Source organism: Natrinema pellirubrum DSM 15624, from assembly GCF_000230735.2.
GTDB classification, from domain to species: Archaea; Halobacteriota; Halobacteria; order Halobacteriales; family Natrialbaceae; genus Natrinema; species Natrinema pellirubrum.
Window position 1 is genome coordinate 711,733 of record NC_019962.1, and the last position, 17,624, is coordinate 729,356.

General features: G+C 66.3%; 17 protein-coding genes and 1 tRNA gene. 14 read left to right on the plus strand and 4 right to left on the minus strand.

Annotated elements, in window-relative coordinates:
- The first annotated feature begins 255 nt into the window (after positions 1-255).
- From NATPE_RS03530 to NATPE_RS03540, 3 genes are all read left to right on the plus strand, one after another.
- On the plus strand, positions 256-2,658 hold the full coding sequence (locus tag NATPE_RS03530) for a rhodanese-like domain-containing protein (protein ID WP_241432751.1): 2,403 nt from the start codon (positions 256-258) through the stop codon (positions 2,656-2,658).
- Complete coding sequence (locus NATPE_RS03535) at positions 2,659-3,921, plus strand: Coenzyme F420 hydrogenase/dehydrogenase, beta subunit C-terminal domain (RefSeq protein ID WP_006181474.1); 1,263 nt, start codon at positions 2,659-2,661, stop codon at positions 3,919-3,921. It begins immediately after the preceding gene.
- 111 nt (positions 3,922-4,032) lie between these two features.
- Positions 4,033-4,692: a helix-turn-helix domain-containing protein gene (locus NATPE_RS03540; protein WP_006181473.1), complete on the plus strand. Its 660-nt coding sequence runs from the start codon at positions 4,033-4,035 to the stop codon at positions 4,690-4,692.
- Between the two features lie 37 nt (positions 4,693-4,729).
- Here the strand turns inward: NATPE_RS03540 and NATPE_RS03545 are convergent, their stop codons facing one another.
- Positions 4,730-5,167: a universal stress protein gene (locus tag NATPE_RS03545; protein WP_006181472.1), complete on the minus strand. Its 438-nt coding sequence runs from the start codon at positions 5,165-5,167 to the stop codon at positions 4,730-4,732.
- A gap of 161 nt (positions 5,168-5,328) precedes the next feature.
- On the opposite strand from NATPE_RS03545, the gene NATPE_RS03550 reads away from it, so the two are divergent.
- Positions 5,329-5,706, plus strand: coding sequence for a VOC family protein (locus NATPE_RS03550; RefSeq protein WP_006181471.1), 378 nt, complete (start codon positions 5,329-5,331; stop codon positions 5,704-5,706).
- Here the strand turns inward: NATPE_RS03550 and NATPE_RS03555 are convergent.
- Positions 5,703-6,908 (minus strand): MFS transporter, encoded by a 1,206-nt coding sequence (locus tag NATPE_RS03555; RefSeq protein WP_006181470.1) that lies wholly within the window; start codon positions 6,906-6,908, stop codon positions 5,703-5,705. The two genes, NATPE_RS03550 and NATPE_RS03555, sit on opposite strands and share 4 nt — an antisense overlap.
- A gap of 303 nt (positions 6,909-7,211) precedes the next feature.
- Between NATPE_RS03555 and citZ the strand changes: the two genes are divergently transcribed.
- Positions 7,212-8,360 carry a citrate synthase gene (gene citZ, locus NATPE_RS03560; protein WP_006181469.1) on the plus strand — a complete coding sequence of 383 codons (1,149 nt, stop codon included), beginning with the start codon at positions 7,212-7,214 and terminating at the stop codon, positions 8,358-8,360.
- A gap of 55 nt (positions 8,361-8,415) precedes the next feature.
- Here the strand turns inward: citZ and NATPE_RS03565 are convergent, their stop codons facing one another.
- Positions 8,416-8,760 carry a hypothetical protein gene (locus tag NATPE_RS03565; RefSeq protein ID WP_006181468.1) on the minus strand — a complete coding sequence of 115 codons (345 nt, stop codon included), beginning with the start codon at positions 8,758-8,760 and terminating at the stop codon, positions 8,416-8,418.
- Positions 8,757-9,824, minus strand: a complete 1,068-nt coding sequence (locus NATPE_RS03570; RefSeq protein ID WP_006181467.1) for a DUF7490 domain-containing protein — start codon at positions 9,822-9,824, stop codon at positions 8,757-8,759. The genes NATPE_RS03565 and NATPE_RS03570 overlap by 4 nt, the downstream gene beginning before the upstream one ends.
- 119 nt (positions 9,825-9,943) lie before the next feature.
- Between NATPE_RS03570 and NATPE_RS03575 the strand changes: the two genes are divergently transcribed.
- The 9 genes from NATPE_RS03575 (at position 9,944) to NATPE_RS03615 (ending at position 17,541) form a co-directional block, all read left to right on the plus strand.
- Entirely contained in the window at positions 9,944-10,417 is a 474-nt protein-coding gene (locus NATPE_RS03575) for a gamma-glutamylcyclotransferase family protein (RefSeq protein ID WP_006181466.1), read from the plus strand.
- A 249-nt stretch (positions 10,418-10,666) separates the two neighbouring features.
- A complete protein-coding gene (gene ilvA / locus NATPE_RS03580; protein ID WP_015298742.1) occupies positions 10,667-11,878 on the plus strand; it encodes a threonine ammonia-lyase in 1,212 nt (403 codons plus the stop codon).
- A gap of 63 nt (positions 11,879-11,941) precedes the next feature.
- Complete coding sequence (locus tag NATPE_RS03585; RefSeq protein ID WP_081597624.1) at positions 11,942-13,141, plus strand: outer membrane protein assembly factor BamB family protein; 1,200 nt, start codon at positions 11,942-11,944, stop codon at positions 13,139-13,141.
- A 117-nt stretch (positions 13,142-13,258) separates the two neighbouring features.
- Entirely contained in the window at positions 13,259-13,639 is a 381-nt protein-coding gene (locus NATPE_RS03590) for a Rid family detoxifying hydrolase (protein ID WP_006181463.1), read from the plus strand.
- A gap of 16 nt (positions 13,640-13,655) precedes the next feature.
- Entirely contained in the window at positions 13,656-13,919 is a 264-nt protein-coding gene (locus NATPE_RS03595) for a hypothetical protein (protein ID WP_006181462.1), read from the plus strand.
- 27 nt (positions 13,920-13,946) lie between these two features.
- Positions 13,947-14,027, plus strand: a tRNA-Ser gene (locus tag NATPE_RS03600).
- A gap of 546 nt (positions 14,028-14,573) precedes the next feature.
- Complete coding sequence (locus NATPE_RS03605; RefSeq protein ID WP_006181460.1) at positions 14,574-15,326, plus strand: SOS response-associated peptidase; 753 nt, start codon at positions 14,574-14,576, stop codon at positions 15,324-15,326.
- A 65-nt stretch (positions 15,327-15,391) separates the two neighbouring features.
- On the plus strand, positions 15,392-15,910 hold the full coding sequence (locus NATPE_RS03610) for a gluconate 2-dehydrogenase subunit 3 family protein (protein ID WP_006181459.1): 519 nt from the start codon (positions 15,392-15,394) through the stop codon (positions 15,908-15,910).
- Entirely contained in the window at positions 15,907-17,541 is a 1,635-nt protein-coding gene (locus NATPE_RS03615) for a GMC family oxidoreductase (protein ID WP_006181458.1), read from the plus strand. The genes NATPE_RS03610 and NATPE_RS03615 overlap by 4 nt, the downstream gene beginning before the upstream one ends.
- Positions 17,542-17,624: the final 83 nt, after the last annotated feature.

The window sequence follows — 17,624 nt, forward strand, 5'->3', positions numbered from 1 at the left end:
TCCGACGGGGCGAATAAAATCGGGACATACGAAGGGTGACAGTTCTGTCAGGAGTGGCGACGGCCCGCTGCCGTGGTTCCGGAGCGACGGTACTGTTTACCCGGACGCGTAGCTGAAAGGGGAGTCGGCCACAACCGACGAGTACACCATGAGTATGACAGTATCGAACGTTCGACAGGAACGGTCGGCGAGCGGCCGATCGGCCCGGTCCGGTCGCCGCGGCCACGCCGACCGTGACCGCGTGGGTGATCTCGCGTGAGCTTCGGCCCTGCGGTGGTCTCGCCGTCGTGGCTCGAGGCCCACCGGGAGTCGGACTCGGTCGTCGCGGTCGATGTCCGGGAGCGGCGCGACTACGAGGAGCTGGGGCATCTCCCCGGCGCAGTCAGTGTTCCGGGTGATCGGTTCCGCGACCCCAGTAGCGTCGCGGCCGGGAAGTTGCCGGCGGCGGACGACTTCGCGAGCCTGCTCGCCGAGGCCGGCATCGACCCCGACGACACCCTCGTCGCCTACGGGGGCGACCCCGCGCTCGCGGCCCGCTTTCTGGTGACCGCGCTGGTCTACGGTCACGAGGGGAGTCTTTACCTGTTAGACGGCGGCCTCGAGGCCTGGCGCGACGGCGACGACCGCTCGCTGACCACGGACGTGCCCGACCGCGAGCCGACCGACTACGAGGCCGCGCTGTGCGAGGACGCGCCGCTGGTCGACCGCGAGGACGTCGAGGACGCGGTCGAGGGCGACGCCGTCCTCGTCGACACTCGGACCACCGCCGAGTACGAGCAGTCCCGCATTCCGGGGGCCGTCCACCTCGACTGGGAGGCCCTGCTCGAGGACGGCCGGCTCAAGCCCGAGGCCGACCTCGAGGCCCTGCTCGCGGAGCGGGGAATCGAGCCGGACGAACGGATCCTGCTGTACTGTAACACGGCCCGGCGGCTCAGTCACACCTTCGTCGTCCTCCGTCACCTGGGCTACGAGGACGTGGCCTTCTACGAGGGGAGTCTCACTGACTGGGTGCGCACCGAAGCGCCCGAGTGGGACCCCGTCGAACTGCAGGCACAGGTCCGGTACTACGCCGACAACGGCGGCTTCGAGGCGATGGTCGACGAACTGGGCGAGGACGTCCTCGGCCGCCTGAAGCTGATCGGGCTCTACCACCAGAAACAGCGGGGCTACTTCATGTTGCGGACACGGGCCCCCGGCGGACGCCTCACCGCCGAGCAGGCCCGCACGATCGGCGAGGTCGCCGACGAGTTCGCGACGGCACCCGCGGAATACGGCGGCCCCGACCAGAACCCGGTCTTCGGCGACGGCTACCTCGACGTGACGACCCGACAGGACGTCCAGATGCACTGGATCGAGATCGAGGATATCGCCGAGATCTGGGACCGCTACGACGCGGTCGGGCTCTCGACGATGCAGGCCTGTGGCAACTCGGTCCGGAACGTCGTCGGCTGTCCCGCGGCCGGGCTCGACCCCGACGAGACCGTCGATATCGAGCCCGTCGTCGAGCGGGTGAGCCAGCGGTTCCTCGGGGACCACCACTACGCCAACCTCCCCCGGAAGTTCAAGGTCAGCGTCACGGGCTGTCACGAGGACTGCGCCCGGTCGGGCATCCAGGATCTCGGGCTGACACCCGCCCGGAAGGACGGAAAAGACGGGTTCGTCGCGCGGGTCGGCGGCGGCCTCTCGGACGGTCCCCGCGTCGCCAGCGACATCGACCTCTTCGTCGAACCCGACCAGGTCGACGACCTCGTGGCCGCGATGGCCGACCTGTTCATGGACCACGGCAGCTATCTCGACACCGCGGTCAACCGGCTGCGATTCCTCGTCGCCGAGTTCGGCCCCGAGCGGTTCCGCGAGGAACTCGAGTCCTACGCCGACTTCGAGTTCGTCGAACCCGACGAGACCCTCACGATGGACTACCGCGGGGACCACGTCGGTGTCCACGAGGGGGCGGACGGCCGTTCCTACGTCGGGCTGAACGTTCCGACGGGCCGGATGGGCGGCGACGAGTTCGCTGAGTTGGCAGAACTGGCCGACGACCTGGGCGACGGCGAAGTCCGCCTGACGCCCAACCAGAACGTCCTCGTCCCGCATCTCGCGGACGACGAACTCGAGGCATTGCTCGAGGAGCCGCTGCTCGAGCGCTACAGTCCCGATCCGGGGCCGTTCACGCGCGGAATCGTCACCTGCACGGGCCGGGAGTTCTGTAACTACGGGATCATCGAGACGAAAAACAGGGCGATCAGGTGGGCCCGCGAACTGGACGACTGGGCCGAGCAGGTCGGCATCGCCGACGATCACGAGGCGATCCGGATCCACATGTCGGGCTGTTCGGCCTCCTGTGCCCAGCCCCAGCTGGGCGATTTCGGGCTGCGCGGCGAGGTCTACCGCGACGACTACGAGTCCGGGCGGGCGGCCGACCTCGGACTGGGCGGCGACCTCGGCAACGACGAGTTCATCGACTGGCTCGTCGGGAAGATCCCGATCGACGATGTGCCCGATGTCGTCAAGGCCACAATGTGTGCCTACGACGCCGACAGCGAGCCCGAGGAGTCCTTCACCGAGTGGACCGACCGGACCTCGAACGCGGCGCTGCGGGAGATCGTTACCGAGGGACCGGCACGCGACTCGCCCGCCATCGGGACGGAGGTGACCTAGATGTCGGGTACCGATCCCGCCGCGACCGACGGGCCCCGTCCCGGCGTTCCGCAGGCGGGGGTCAAGGGCGTCGGCGAGGATCCGCGCGAGCAGGACCGCGACGTCGCCGAGGCCCCCGGGAAGATCTGGTTCCGCGACTTAGACGAGGCCGTCATCGAGGCCGACCGCTGTATCCAGTGTGCCTCCTGTGTCGCGGCCTGTCCCTCCGACTCCATCGGCATCGACGAGGACGAGGGCAGACCGACGCTGGTCAAGATGTGTACCGGCTGTTCGCGCTGCTGGGACTTCTGTCCCCGCAGTGGCCTGCGCTACGAGCGCCACCTCGAGCTTACCCAGGCGGAACGCGGCCTCGCGGAGCCGGTCACCTACGCCGCGCGAGCGACCGATGAGGCCGCCGATGCGGGCCAGGACGGCGGCGTCGTGACGGCCCTGCTCACCGAACTCATCGAAGCGGGTGAGATCGACGGCGCGATCGTCGCCCGCGAGCGCGAGGACGAGCCGCTGCGCGGCGAGGCCGTACTGGCGACCTCCCGCGAGGAACTGCTCGCGGCCGTCGGCAGCGTCTACAACCAGACGATGGGGCTGGGGCAAGTCGACGAGTTGCTCGCTGACGCCGATCTGGGCGACGACCCGGACCTCGCGCTGGTCGGCACCCCCTGTATGATTCAGGGGGCGACCGCGCTCGATCGCTACGACCACGAGCCCGCCGACCCGATCGCGCTGACCGTCGCGCTGATGTGTACCCGCAGCTTCGAGCACAGCCGGCTGGTGTCGCGACTCGAGACCTTCGACGTCGACCCTGACGCCGTCGATACCCTCGACATCAGTGACGGGCAGCTCCGCGCGACCGACGCGGGCGGCGAGACGCTGCTCGAGACCGACGTTGACGCGTTCGACGCGGCCGGGCTGCGCGGCTGTGACGAGTGTGCGGACTTCGTCGGTGGCGCGGCCGACATCAGCGTCGGCAACGTCGGCAGCCCGGATGGCGAGACGACCGTCGTCGTCCGGACCGAAACCGGCGAGTCGGCCTGGGAGACGGCAGCCCCCGACCTCGAGGCGGCCGCGATCGACCGGCCGGGGACGCTCGAGAAACTGGCCGACTGGAACCGCCGTCGCGCCGAGTCGATCCTCCCGCGGGAGTACGACCCCGAGGCCGGGATCGGCATCTCCTACGAACACCACCGCGAGAGCTACGACGGGACCGACCGCGAGCCCGAACCGCTGAACCCGGCTCGCGTCCACCAGTACGAGGAGTGGTGTTGACCGGCTGCGGGTCCGCCGCGGGCTCGAGCGACGCGTTGGGGCCGCTCGAAGTGTTTTCATCCGGCGGGAATTCTCGGCCGGGTTATCCCCCGCCGTCCCGTATGGGGTAGTATGACGGGCTTTCGTGCAACGGTCGTCGTCAACGAACCGGCGGACTGTCCGGTCGCTACTGTTTCAGCGGAGGCCAACGAGCAGATCGATTCGATCGCTCGCTCCTCACAGGCGACCGCCGACGGGACCGTCGTCGAGGAGTTCGGCGTCGCCGCCGACGCCTCGATCGACGAAAGCGGGGACGCCGGCGTCGAGCTGACGCCGGTCCAATCGAACGAACGGGAGGCCATCTACCGGTTCGAGCGCGACGCCGCCGCCGACTGCGTCTGCGAGGTCGTCGAACGGACCGGCACCCCCGTTTCCTCGGTCCGGGCGCAGGACGGCTCCCTGCTGTTGTCCTTTCGGACCCTCGAGCTGGCCGAGATCGCCGACATCGTCGATCACCTGCGAGAGCTGTTCGACGGCGTCCTCGTCGAGGAACTGACACAGGACCACGAGGAGGTCTCGGCGGATCCGGTCGTCGTCGACCGCGAGATACTCACGGACAGACAACAGGAGATCGTCGAGACGGCCCACGAGATGGGCTATTTCGACTACCCGAAGGGTGCGAACGCGACCGACGTCGCCGAGGAGTTGGGCGTCGCCCGGTCGACCTTCACCGAACATCTGGCGGCGGCCCAGACGAAGCTGATGGACGCGATCCTCGAGGAAGAAACGTAGGCTGCTGGCATCGTTTTCGGACCGAATCCCGTGTTCCTTATTCGGCGATGATGACCGGTCGGTCGGCGTCGATGATGACCCGCTGACTGACGCTGCCGAAGATCGCTTTGCCGACCGGCGACCGTTTCCGAACGCCCAGCAGGATCGCATCGGCGTCGATCTCCGCCGCGACCTGTCCGATACCGTCGGCCGGGTCGCCGACCATTTCCATCCGCTCGACGTCGATGCCGTCGTCCGCGAGCCGTTCTTCGATCAGCGTGACGGTGTCGGGAACGTCACGGATCTCGGGCAGCGACTCGTTGAGATCGTCGATGAACGTCGTTCCACCTCCGTCGGCGATCGTGTCGATCTCCTCGAGGACGTGCAGGACCGTCACCGACAGGTCGTCGGGATCGGCCGGGAGCGAGCGTAGCGTCTCGAGCTGTGCGGTTGCGCGCTGTTCGTCGGTGTCGACCGGGACGAGAACGTGGTACATACCCGATCGTGAGGGCCATGCCGTCAAAGGTGTACTGGCGGTTCCCACCGCGTGACGGCGACGCCCCGCCGTCCGGCAGGTGACTGGTCGGTTCCCTCCGAGAACCGGCAGTCCCGGCACCTGCCAGTAACCCTTTGGCCGGCGGCGTCCTCCCGGACCACATGGACGTCATTCACACGGCGCTGTGGGTCTCGGATCTCGAACGCACCCGGAAGTTCTACGTCGACGCCCTCGGACTCGAGGAGAACTGGTCGTTCGTGACCGACGACGGGGTCGAGAACGTCTACATCGGCGGCGAGAACGCGGAGTTCCAGTTCAAGTACGATCCCGAGGGCGGCCCCGAGATCGATTCCGGGACGATGGCCCACGTCGCGGTCGGCGTCGACAGCGTCGACGAGGTCTTTGATCGACTCGTCGAACGGGTCGATCCGCCGGTCCACGAGGAGCCGATGACGATGGACGACATCGGCGTCCGCGTTGCCTTCCTCGAGGACCCGGACGGTTACGTGGTCGAACTGGTCGAAGAACTCGATTCCTAGTCCGACTCGCCGGCCGCAGCGGGGTTCGTCACGGTCGGCTCCGTCCGAACGACCTGGACGAGGAATCCGGCCGCGATCGTGACGACGGCGGCCAGAAACAGCCACGATGTGCGGTAGCCCACCGTGTCGGCCAGATAGCCGAACGCGGGCGGGGCGACGAGTGCGCCGCTCGTCAACGCGAGTTGGCCGCCGGCGGTCGCACCGCCCATCTCGTCGGCGCGGACGAGCGTCGCCATGACGGAGTAGTAGACGCCGGTGTAGCCGAGGACGAAAAAACCGAGGACCGAGAAGGCGATCGCGGCGCCGCGTTCGCTCGTCGTCGACGCGACGACGACGAACATGACGGCGCTGCCGATCGATTGGGCGATCAGCAGCGAGCCGATCCTGATCCGGGGCTCCCCGGGGAGGGCGTCGCTCAGCCACCCGGTCAGCACGCGACCCACACTGCCGAACAACTGGACGAGTGCGAGGACGACCCCGCCGAACGCGACGGACGCGCCGACGGACTCCTCGACGTAGAGAACGGTGTAGCCCGTCGTCGTGAACAGGGCCGCTCCGAGAAAGAGCCCAGCAACGATCAACGAGCGGTATGCCCGATTCGAGAGCAGTTTGCGGAAGTCCGGATAGCCGGGCTCGTCCCCCTCGCTGTCGCTCGCGTAAAGCCGATAGAAGGCGACGGCGACGAGCAGTCCAACGGCGGCGGCGACGAGAAAGCCAGCCTGCCAGAACAGCGCGCCCGCGAGCCCGGTGACCAGCAGGGCGCTGATGCCGCTGCCACCGGTGACGCCGACCTGCTTGATCCCCATCGCGAGGTTCTGGCGCCCGGGGTCGATGTTGTCGAAGACGGCCTTGTTCGTCCCCGGAATCGCGGTGCCGTACAGCGACCCGAGAACGAACACCGCCGCGAGCAGCAATGCATAGGTGGGCGCACCCGCGACCAGCAGCGTCCCCGTCGCGAGTCCCAACAGGCCAAGCGTCAGCGTCGTCCGCTCGCCGAACCGGTCGGTCAGGGCACCGAGGGGCAACAGGAAGACGGCGTAGCCGAGGGTAAGTGCCGTGACGACGACCCCGACCGAAAACCGGGAGAGGCCGAAGGCGGTCCGGAAGAACGGCGTTGCCGCGAAGATCGTATAGTAACAGATACTTGCCGAGATCTGCCACGTCGTGACCAACAGGACGGTCCGCCAGTCCGATCGCTCCATCCGCGGTACCCTTTGCAGAGGGGTTCGAAAAACGTGGCGGCGACGGTGTCCCCTGCCGAATCGATTGCGTGCGTCGCCGACCCTGACGGGGCCGGCGGTGGCTCGACCCGGGCGCTCGAGCGAACCCCACGAAAGACAATTATAGTAATCGGTGGGGCATTCGACTGACTGTCTGTTCGTTCGATGTCGAAAACGCCACCCGGACGTGTTCGTGATACCGGCAAAATGCGGACATCCGACGTGCCGAGTGCCGGCACCGACTAAACGATAATACTTTTCCATTGGCGTCCGAAATCCCTGAGTATGTCTGACGACCTCAAGAAAGGGCTCGAGGGCGTGTTGGTTGCCGAATCGGAGCTCAGCTCGATCGACGGTGATGCGGGCCGGCTGATCTATCGCGGCTACACCATCGAGGATCTGGCTCGCGGCGCGAGCTACGAGGAGGTCCTCTATCTGCTCTGGAACGGTCATCTCCCGACCGAGGACGAACTCGAGCCGTTTATCGAGGCCCTGCTCGAGGAACGCGAGGTCGACGACGACGTCCTCGACACGATGGAGCGGTTGGCCGCGGCCGGCGAGCGGCCGATGGCCGCGCTGCGGACCGCCGTCTCGATGTTTTCGGCCTACGAACCCGAGGACGACGCCGATCCCGAGGATCTCGACGCGACGCTCCGGAAGGGTCGTCGCATCACGGCCAAGATTCCGACCGCACTCGCGGCGTTCGAACGCTACCGGCAGGGCGAGGAGCCGATCGATCCCAACCCCGATCTGGGGCTGGCAGCGAACTTCCTCTACATGCTGACCGGCGAGGAACCGGACGACGTCGCCGCCGAAACCTTCGATCAGGCGCTGATCCTCCACGCCGATCACGGGCTCAACGCCTCGACGTTTACCTCGATGGTCATCGGCTCGACGATGGCCGACATCTACAGCGCCGTCACCGGCGGCATCAGCGCCCTCTCGGGGCCGCTTCACGGCGGTGCGAACCAGGACGTCATGGAAGTCCTCATCGAGATCGACGAGAGCGACCTCGACCACCGCGAGTGGGTCGAGCAGGCGACCGCCGAAGGCCGGCGCATTCCCGGCTTCGGCCACCGTGTCTACAACGTCAAGGACCCCCGCGCGAAGATCCTCCAGGAACGCAGCAAGGAACTCGCCGAGACCGGTGAGGACAAGTGGTACAACTACACCACGACGATCGAGCAGTTCCTCACCGAGGAGAAGGGCCTCGTCGAGAAGGGGATCGCCCCGAACGTCGACTTCTACTCCGGCTCGGTCTACTACCAGCTTGGCATCCCGATCGACATGTACACGCCCATCTTCGCGATGAGCCGCGTCGGCGGCTGGATCGCCCACGTCCTCGAGTACCAGGCGGAAAACCGCCTCATCCGACCGCGCGCCCGCTACACCGGCCCGCAGGATCAGGCGTTCGTCCCGCTCGAGGAACGGTAACGGCCGCGAGTCGTTTCGGTTCGGGTTCGATCGCGCGCGAACGTTTTCGGCGGATTCAGTACCGATCGCTCAGTTCTCGGACCAGCACGGAGACCCCGATCAGCGATGTCAGCAAGAGGGTGAGATTGAACGCGGCGTGGACGAGCGGCCGGTACTTGGGATCGACCCAGAGGTCGATGGCGTCGGTCACGCTGCCGTAGAACCGGACGAGCGCGACGACCGCGACCACCGAACAGACGGCGAGCCCGCCCCAGACGAGGTATCGCCGGATCGTCGCCGAACGCGGATCGAGCCCGTCGTCCGAATCGGCGGTCGGCGGGGCATCGTCCGTTTCATCGTGGTACTGGTCGTCCGGCGGTGCCTCGAGCGTCGTTTCGGCGTCGGTCGATGTCTCGGTCATTGGAACCTCCGTGCGAGGGCGATCGTCGCGAGGACGGCGGCCGCGGTGACGGCGATCCCGAAGCCGGGCGTGCCGTCGTCGCTTCCGTCTTCGCCGTCCTCGCCGTCGGCGTCGTCGTCCGCGCCGTACCCGTCACTGCCATCGTCCGCGCCGGTCGGGCCGCCGGCGAAGTCGCTCACCTCGAGCCCGCTGTCCGTCGCCGTCTCGTTGACCGACAGCGATCCCGGACCGAGGTTGGCGACCGAGCGGTCCGTGCCGACGATCGTGCCGTCCCGCCACAGCACCGCGTCGAGGTAGTAGTCGTATTCGGCCGGGACGGTGAGTTCGGCGGTCGGCGACGCGGTCTTTCCTGGCTCGATCGTCGACAGGTCGACGGTCGCCGCGTCGGCGACGACGTTCGACCCCGACTGCCGGGCGACGACCTCGAGTTCGAGATCGGATTCGGGGTCGTCACCGGTGTTGGTAAGGTAGCTCTCGACCGCGAGCGTCGCCCGCTCGTCGGTGGTCGACTCGATCGAGTAGCCGATCGCGGGCACGTCCGCGAGACTCCCGCCGGCCTCGCCGCCGAACCGGTGGAACTCGACGTCGGTGTCGGCGTAGTCCGGAGTCAGCGAGCCGACGCCCTCGACGGTGTGGCTCGTCGACTCGGTCCGGTTGCCGTCCCGGTAGACCAGCGTCTCGATCTCGTAGCCGCTCTCCCGGGGGACGGCGACCGAACTCGAGACGACGCGTTCGGACTCCTCGTCGAGCCGGCCGACCTCGCGTTCGGTCGTCGCCTCGACGAGGCCGCTCTCCGTATCGATCGCTCGGTGGACGACGGTGACGTTTTCGACTGGCCCGCCGCGGTGATCGAGATACGTATCGACCGCCAGCGTCGCCGTGCCGCCGGTGACGCTGTCGGCGCTGATCGTCAACTCCGTCAGCGAGACGTGGCCGGCGGGTTCGACGTCGCTGGCCGTCTCGGACGCCGCTGGATCGGACACCGCGCCGGCGAGAGCGAGCGTCGTGAGCGCCCCGAGGACGACCACGAGCGTCGCGACGGCGAGGAGGGACTCGCGGTTCATGCCCGAACGGTCCGATCAGTTGTATAAGTGCTTTGTGTAATTTGAGGTGAACGTCCCGCGAGACGATCGTCCCCGTCCCAGGCGGTACGTGCAAGTCCTTCGAGGCCGAACCGCAGCCCGTGACGGTCTTCGTCTACGGGACGCTGACCGACCCCGAACGGGTGGCATCCGTCCTCGAGACGACGCCCGCGGCGGCAACCCGGCTGTTCGTCGGCCACGCGACGCTCGAGGGACTTCAGCGGGTCGACGGCCGGTATCCGACGCTCGTTCCCGGCGGCAGCGTCGACGGTCGGTTGCTCGCGGTCGACGATGCGACCCTCGAGCGACTCGACCGATACGAGGGTGTCGACGGCGGGCTGTACGTCCGGGTCGCAGTCCCGAACGTTGACGCCGACGGTGATCGGCGGGACGGCTCGAGTGTCGCGTCGGATCGGGTGACCGCCGCCGACGCGACGCCCGAGCGGTCGTGGGTGTACGTCGGCGACCCGGCACGACTCGCGGTCGACGTGACTTGGCCCGGGGACGGCCCGTTCGCCGACCGCGTTCGCCGGCTCGTTTCGCGGGCTGATATCGTCGTGCGGAACCGCGAATGACACCCGTCGTCCTTCCGTCTGACGCGGTGATTAACCCGCCGCCCTCGTGTGGTTTCACTTTCACTGCGGGTGCATGAGATTTATATGGTCACGGTCCCCTTCTCCAGTCGCACGTCACACGCCGTGCATTCCCTGTATTCCCTGTCGTGTTGCCCGACTGGCAACACATCCTGTTGGGGGTGGGCGGGCCCCACGGGCTCCCCGTTCCCTGACAGAAATCCTTACACTCCACGTCCCGTAGTCGGGGGTATGCTCGAACTCTCGGATATTCTCGAGGCACGCGAGCGGGTCCGGGAAACCTCCCGGCACACGCCGCTCGAACACTCACACACGTATTCGTCGATGACCGGAGCCGACGTCCGGCTGAAACTGGAGAACTTCCAGCGGACCGGCTCGTTCAAGATCCGCGGGGCGACAAACCGGATCGCGACTCTCTCAGAGGACCAGAAAGATGCGGGCGTCGTCACCGCCAGCGCGGGCAATCACGCGCAGGGCGTCGCGCTGGCAGCCACCAGGTCCGGCGTCGACTCGAAGATCGTCATGCCCGAACACGCGCCGATTTCGAAAGTCAAAGCGACCAAGAGCTACGGCGCGGAGGTCGTCCTCGCGGGCCAGGACTACAACGAGGCCGCCGAACGCGCCCACGAGATCGAACGCGAGGAAAGCCGCACCTACGTCCACGCCTTCGACGACGAGGACGTCATGGCCGGCCAGGGCACCATCGGCCTCGAGATCATCGACGACTGTCCCGACGTCGAAACCGTCGTCGTTCCGATCGGCGGCGGCGGACTCATCAGTGGAATCGCGACTGCGATCAAGGAGCAACAGCCCGAGGCCCGCGTGATCGGCGTCCAGGCCGATGGGGCCTCTAGCGCCGCGAAGTCCCTCGAGAAGGGCGAGCGGGTCTCGCTCGACGGCGTCGATACCATCGCCGACGGGATCGCGACCCGCAGCGTCGGCGAGCAGACCTTCCCCCACATTCAGGAGTACGTCGACGAGGTCGTCACCGTCTCCGACCCCGAGATCGCCGTCGCCCTGGTCTACCTGCTCGAGCGCTCGAAGACGGTGGTCGAGGGCGCGGGCGCGGTGGCGCTCGCCGCGGTGTTGTTCGAGAAGTTCGACTACGCCGAGGACGAGGTCATCGTCCCCGCGCTCTGTGGGGGCAACATCGACCTCAATACCCTGACCAACGTCATCGTCCGCGGCCTCGTCGAGACCGGCCGCTACCTGAAGATCCGGACCGTGCTGAAAGACCGCCCGGGCGCGCTCGAGGACCTCCTCGACGTCTTCACCGCCCACCGGGCGAACATCTACGCGATCCACCACGACCGGACCTCCCGCGAGGTCGAGATGAGCGATACCGAAGTCGAGATCGAACTCGAGATGCGCGGTCCCGACCACGTCGACGCGTTCCTGTCGGCGCTGCGGGACGCGGGCTACGAAGTCGACGTGCTGGCCTAAATCGTTCGCGCCGGTATGCGTATATGAATGAATTTATATATTATGAATATATAGTAAGATTACATGATTGGTGGGGGAAGCCGACGACAGTACATATTCAAAGCCGGATCAGCTAGTATAGCAGCCATTGCTGGTTGTATTTCGGACGACAATGACGATTCCGACATCGAAAATAATGGGTCTGGAACTAATACGTGGCCGATGTTTCAGTATGATACGAGAAATACTGGACAGAATCCGAATCTAACTGCGCCATCTTCAACCGTAGAGGAAGAACCCGTGTTCGAAGCTGACGGGAGCCTTATGACTCCAGTGATCGGTAACAAAACGGCGTATTTCGGAAGCTCGGCCGGTCTTCTCTATGCCGTCGATACCGAGACCGGGACGGAGAGCTGGTACGCCGATGTCGATGAACCGATCAATGCTGTTCCTGCAGTGGCTGACAGCACGATTATTGTCGGCTCTGGTGAACAGTACGGCGATGCAGGGAACGTCTATACATTCGATACGAGCGATGGAACGCAACGGTGGAAGTACGACGATGGACGGTTAGCTTCGATAATGGCCGTTAACGACGGAACCGCGTACTTCGGGACGGGAGAGCAAGGGGAAGTTCACGCTGTCGACGTTGATTCCGGTACGAAAGAATGGAAATTCGATACAGGAGAGACGATAGTCGGCGCGGCCGTTTCAGACGGAATGGTATTCTTCGAGACACTACCTGATGAGGGGACGATCTATGCGCTTTCGGCTGATGATGGGGCTGTCGAATGGAAATCCTCGATCAATACGGACACTCGCGTACCTACTGTCGGCGACGAAACCGTTTACGTGAGCGCGAATTCAGACCGGTTTGGTTCGGACTTGTACGCGCTCCAAGCATCTGATGGAACTGTGAGTTGGACCACCAGTCTTGAGAGCCGCATCGACTCGTATCCAGTTCTCGCTAATGACACACTCTATGCCGCAGCATCTGACACCCTGTATGCGATTGATACTGACAACGGTGATCCCATCTGGAACTACGAAACGGGACGGGAGTACGTGAATGGAACCTACTCTGTAGGTGTTACTGATAATACGGTCTATTTTATCCTCTCTCTGGAGCCCGGACCGCCCGAGGCGATCCTGTACGCGCTTAAACCGGACGGAACAGAACGATGGACTGCGGAACTCGAGCATGGAAATATATTTGCGACGGCTCCTGCTGATGGTAAATTGTATCTCGCTAGCAGTGACGGAACACTGTATAAACTGAGCTAACGCACAGCCAGTCAGTACTTGTCGAGTACAATACAGAGACTAATAGATAGTAGCCAATATTGGAATGTGTGTTTCTCCTCTCGTAGGGTTAAAGGATATCAAAAACACATATGACCCATGAAACGCATCACCGAGACCGACGACGCGCCCGCCGCAGTTGGGGCCTACAGTCAGGCGACCGACAACGGCTCGCTGCTGTTTACCGCCGGCCAGATCCCCATGACTGCCGACGGCGAACTGCTCGACGACGAACCCATCGCGGCCCAGACCGAGCAGGCGCTGTACAACCTCGACGCCGTCCTCGACGAGGCCGGCGGCGGCTACGAGGACGTCCTCAAGGTGACCGTCTTCCTCGAGGACATCGACGACTTCGACGCCATGAACGAGGCCTACGCCGACTACTTCGACGACGAACCGCCGGCCAGAAGCGCCGTCGAGGTCGCTGCCCTCCCCAAAGGTGTCGGGATCGAGATCGAAGCCGTCGCCGACCTCGAGTGAACCCGGTGAGCGTCGCGTGAGCGGCTACCCGGCCGGAAAGATGGGAATCGGGCCGCGGACCAAGTCGGCGGTCCTGTGGGGGCTCGTCGGCGGACTGGCGTTTCTGGTCCTCGTCCAGGGGTATGCCCTGCTCGTGACACCGCTGGTCCCCATTACGGGCGCGCTGGCGCTGGCTCTGGGGGTCGGACTCGCCTCGGGGCTGGGTGCCTACCTGCTCGAGCCCCGGATCGCCGCGTGGTCGCTCGAGCGCGAGCGGGGCGACGGATCTCGTAAGGGTTAAACGAGGGACGCGGTTAGGATAGCGTGAGCCAGGATGGCCGAACGGTAAGGCGCACGCCTGGAAAGCGTGTTCCCTTTGGGATTCAGGGTTCAAATCCCTGTCCTGGCGTTTTCGTGATTTCATTTGCTACGAGCGACGCACAGCGGCGCGAGTAATCCAAAGTCACGCAACGGCACATACTGGATTTGAACACGTCGCACGCGGCCGAGCGAAGTGAGGCCGATAGTCTCGCAACTGTTCAAATCCCTGTCCCGGCGTTTTCGTTGACATCGACCGATGAGCGACGCGTCGCTGAGAGAGTCGCGAGCGAACGGCGGAAAACGGGTAGGGGTACCGGAGCGCTACCGCTCGATCTCGACAGGGGATTCGGTCGCGATCCAGCAATCGGGGTCGTCAGGATCTCGGAGTTCGAGCGCGCCGCGCTGACACACCACCATTTCGTATCGATCGTCCATGTTGACCCCATCGAAGGGTCGACCGGGATCGGGTATCGTAACGCGGTCCGTACCCGGCGGTTCGGTCGGAGTAACGGCTTCCTACTGTCCCTAAGCCCGTTTTGACGACCACTCGAGGGAGCCACTGACACCCCGTCGCGACCGCGGCGGGCGAGCCGCGACCGGACAACCCTTTGGGCTGTCGGGCTGAGGATCGGGTATGTGCGGTCGCTACACGCTCACCGTCGATGGGGACGACCTCGAGGCACGGTTCGACGCCCGGCTGTCCGACTCCGGGTTCGAACCGCGGTACAACATGGCACCTGGCCAGGAACTGCCGGTGATCACGAACGAGGAACCCGAGGCCTTTCGACGCCTCGAGTGGGGGCTGATCCCGTCGTGGGCCGACGACGACAGTGGCGGGCTGATCAACGCGCGGGCCGAGTCCGTCGACGAGAAGCCGAGCTTTCGCGAGGCCTACGAGCGACGGCGATGTCTCGTCCCTGCGGACGGGTTCTACGAGTGGGTCGAGACCGACGGTGGTGAGGGAATCGGCGATTCGCGATCCTCGTCGGATCCCCGATCCGACGGCGGGAAACGTCCCTACCGAGTCACCTTCGAGGACGAGCGGGTGTTCGCGATGGCGGGGCTGTGGGAGCGCTGGGAGCCGGACGCGACTCAGACCGGACTCGACAGTTTCGGCGGCGGCCTCGAGGGCGGGACCGAGACCGGCCCCCTCGAGACGTTTACGATCGTCACGACCGAACCCAACGACCTCGTCGCGGACCTCCATCACCGGATGGCCGTAATTCTCGACCCCGACGACGAGCAGCGGTGGCTGTCGGGCGAGGCCGGCCGGGAACTGCTCGAGCCCCGGGCGGCCGAGGGGATGACGGCGTATCCGGTTTCGACGGCGGTCAACGATCCGGCGACGGACGAGCCGTCGCTGGTCGACCCGGTCGAAACGGCGTGACGCGGCGGCCGCGCGACCGTCCCGTTCCAACGAATATATGGTTTAGGCTTGCCTAATCCTTCCGCATGGAACTGACGAGGCGGGACGCGGTCGCCGCGCTGTCGGCGCTCGGCGTCGGGGGGACGCTGGCGGGCTGTGTCTCCCCGCCCGGTTCGGAACCGGTCGACGTCGATCGCCTCCACGAGACGCTGGTCGCGGCCGCCGAGGTCGTCTATCCGAGCGAGGTATCCGGGATCGACCCGTTCGTCGCGGCCTTCCTCGAGGGACGGCTCGCGGATCGGGCCCACGTCGACGGGCTCGAGGGGGCGGTCGCGGAACTGGACGAGAACGCGTGGGTGTGGTTCGACGAGGAGTTCGCGGCGCTGTCGATTGCCGACCGCGACCAGGTCCTGCGGAACGTGGGAGCCGACGAGGCCGACGAGGACCCGTCGGGGACGGCGAGCGAACGGGTCCGGTACTACGTCGTCAACGACCTCCTGCTGGCGCTGTACGCTTCGCCGACCGGCGGCGAGCTGGTCGGCCTCGAGAACCCGCAGGGCCACGCCGGCGGGACCGGGAGCTACCAGCGGGGGCCGAACGCGTGAGCTGGGACCGTCCGCCGGCCGGTTCGGCGTCGCCGGTAACCGACGACATCGACCGAACGCCCGTGGACGATGCCGATGTCTGTGTCATCGGTGCGGGGCCGGCCGGCGGAATCGTCGCTGACCGCCTCGCCGGAGCCGGCCGCGAGGTCGTGATCCTCGAAGCCGGGCCGCGGTTCGATCCCGACGACCGGCTCGCCCGGCAGGAACGGGCGATCCGGCCGGCCTACGACCGTCCGGACGTCTGGGACGGCGATCCGGAGCGGGACGCCTACGAGTCCACCGGCGAGCGGTTCTACCCGCTGAACCACGCTCGCGCTCGCGGGGTCGGCGGCTCGACGCTGCACTGGCAGGGGATGGTGATGCGGCTCCACGAGGACGACTTCGCCTCGGAAAGCGCCCGCGGCGTCGGCACCGACTGGCCGATCGACTACGACGACCTGCGGCCCTACTACGCCGCGGCCGAGCGGGAACTGGGCGTTTCGGGGGCCGACGACAATCCCTTCGCCCCGCCGCGGGAGCAGCCCCATCCGATGCCGGCCTTCCCGCCCTCCTACAGCGACTCGCTGTTCGCCGAGGCCTGCGACGAACTCGAGATCGCCATGCACTCGGTGCCCAACGCGCGCAACTCGGAAGCGTACGACGACCGGGGGGCCTGCGTCGGCTACGGCACCTGCCAGCCGGTCTGTCCCTCGGGCGCGAAGTACGACGCGACCGTCCACGTCGAGCGCGCCGAGCGGAAGGGCGCGACGGTGATCGACCGCGCGCCGGTCCAGCGCCTCGAGCATACGGCCGACGCGATCGAGGCGGCCGTCTACGCGACGCCCGACGGCGAGCGCCACCGCCAGTCGGCCGACGCCTTCGTGATCGCCTGCGGCGGCGTCGAGACACCGCGCCTGCTCTTGCTCTCCGAATCCAGTCACTATCCGGACGGGCTGGCCAACTCGAGCGGGCTCGTCGGCCGGTACTTCATGGACCACCTCTTTGCGGGCACCGGCGGGGTCCTCGATGAACCCACCCGGCAGAACCACGTCGGCTTCCTGACCAGCGAGTCCCACCAGTTCTACGACGAGGCCGACGCCGAGCAGGCTCCCTTCAAACTCGAGTTCTTCAACTACGACGGCCCCTCGCCGGTCGGGATGGCCCTGACCGGCGACGACTGGGGCGACGACCTGCTCGAGCGGCTCCGGTCGGACTACGGCACCCACATCGGCATGGGTGCCCTCGTCGAACAGCTCCCTCGCGAGGACAGCTACGTCGGGCTCGATCCCTCGACGACCGACGATCACGGTAACCCGGTACCCGACGTCCACTGGACCGTCGGCGACCGCGCGCTCGAGACGATCGAGCGCGTCAACGAGATTCAGGAACGAATCCTCGCGGAACTCGGCGTGGAGATAACCTGGCAGGCCGACCCCGAGGGGACGGGGCCGGCTTACCATCACATGGGGACGACCCGGATGGGGTCGGAACCGACCGAGAGCGTCGTCGGCCCCGACCTGCGAACGCACGACCTCGAGAACTGCTGGATCGCCTCGAGCAGCGTCTTCCCGACCGGCGGGGCGATGAACCCGACGCTGACGATCGCGGCGCTGGCGCTGAAGGCAGCCGACCACGTCCTCGAGACCGCGTGAGCGGTCACCGGACGCGATCACGAGGACAGCGTCTCGAACGCGGTCCGACCACAGCTTCTTTTCAATCGCACCGAATGGGAGGG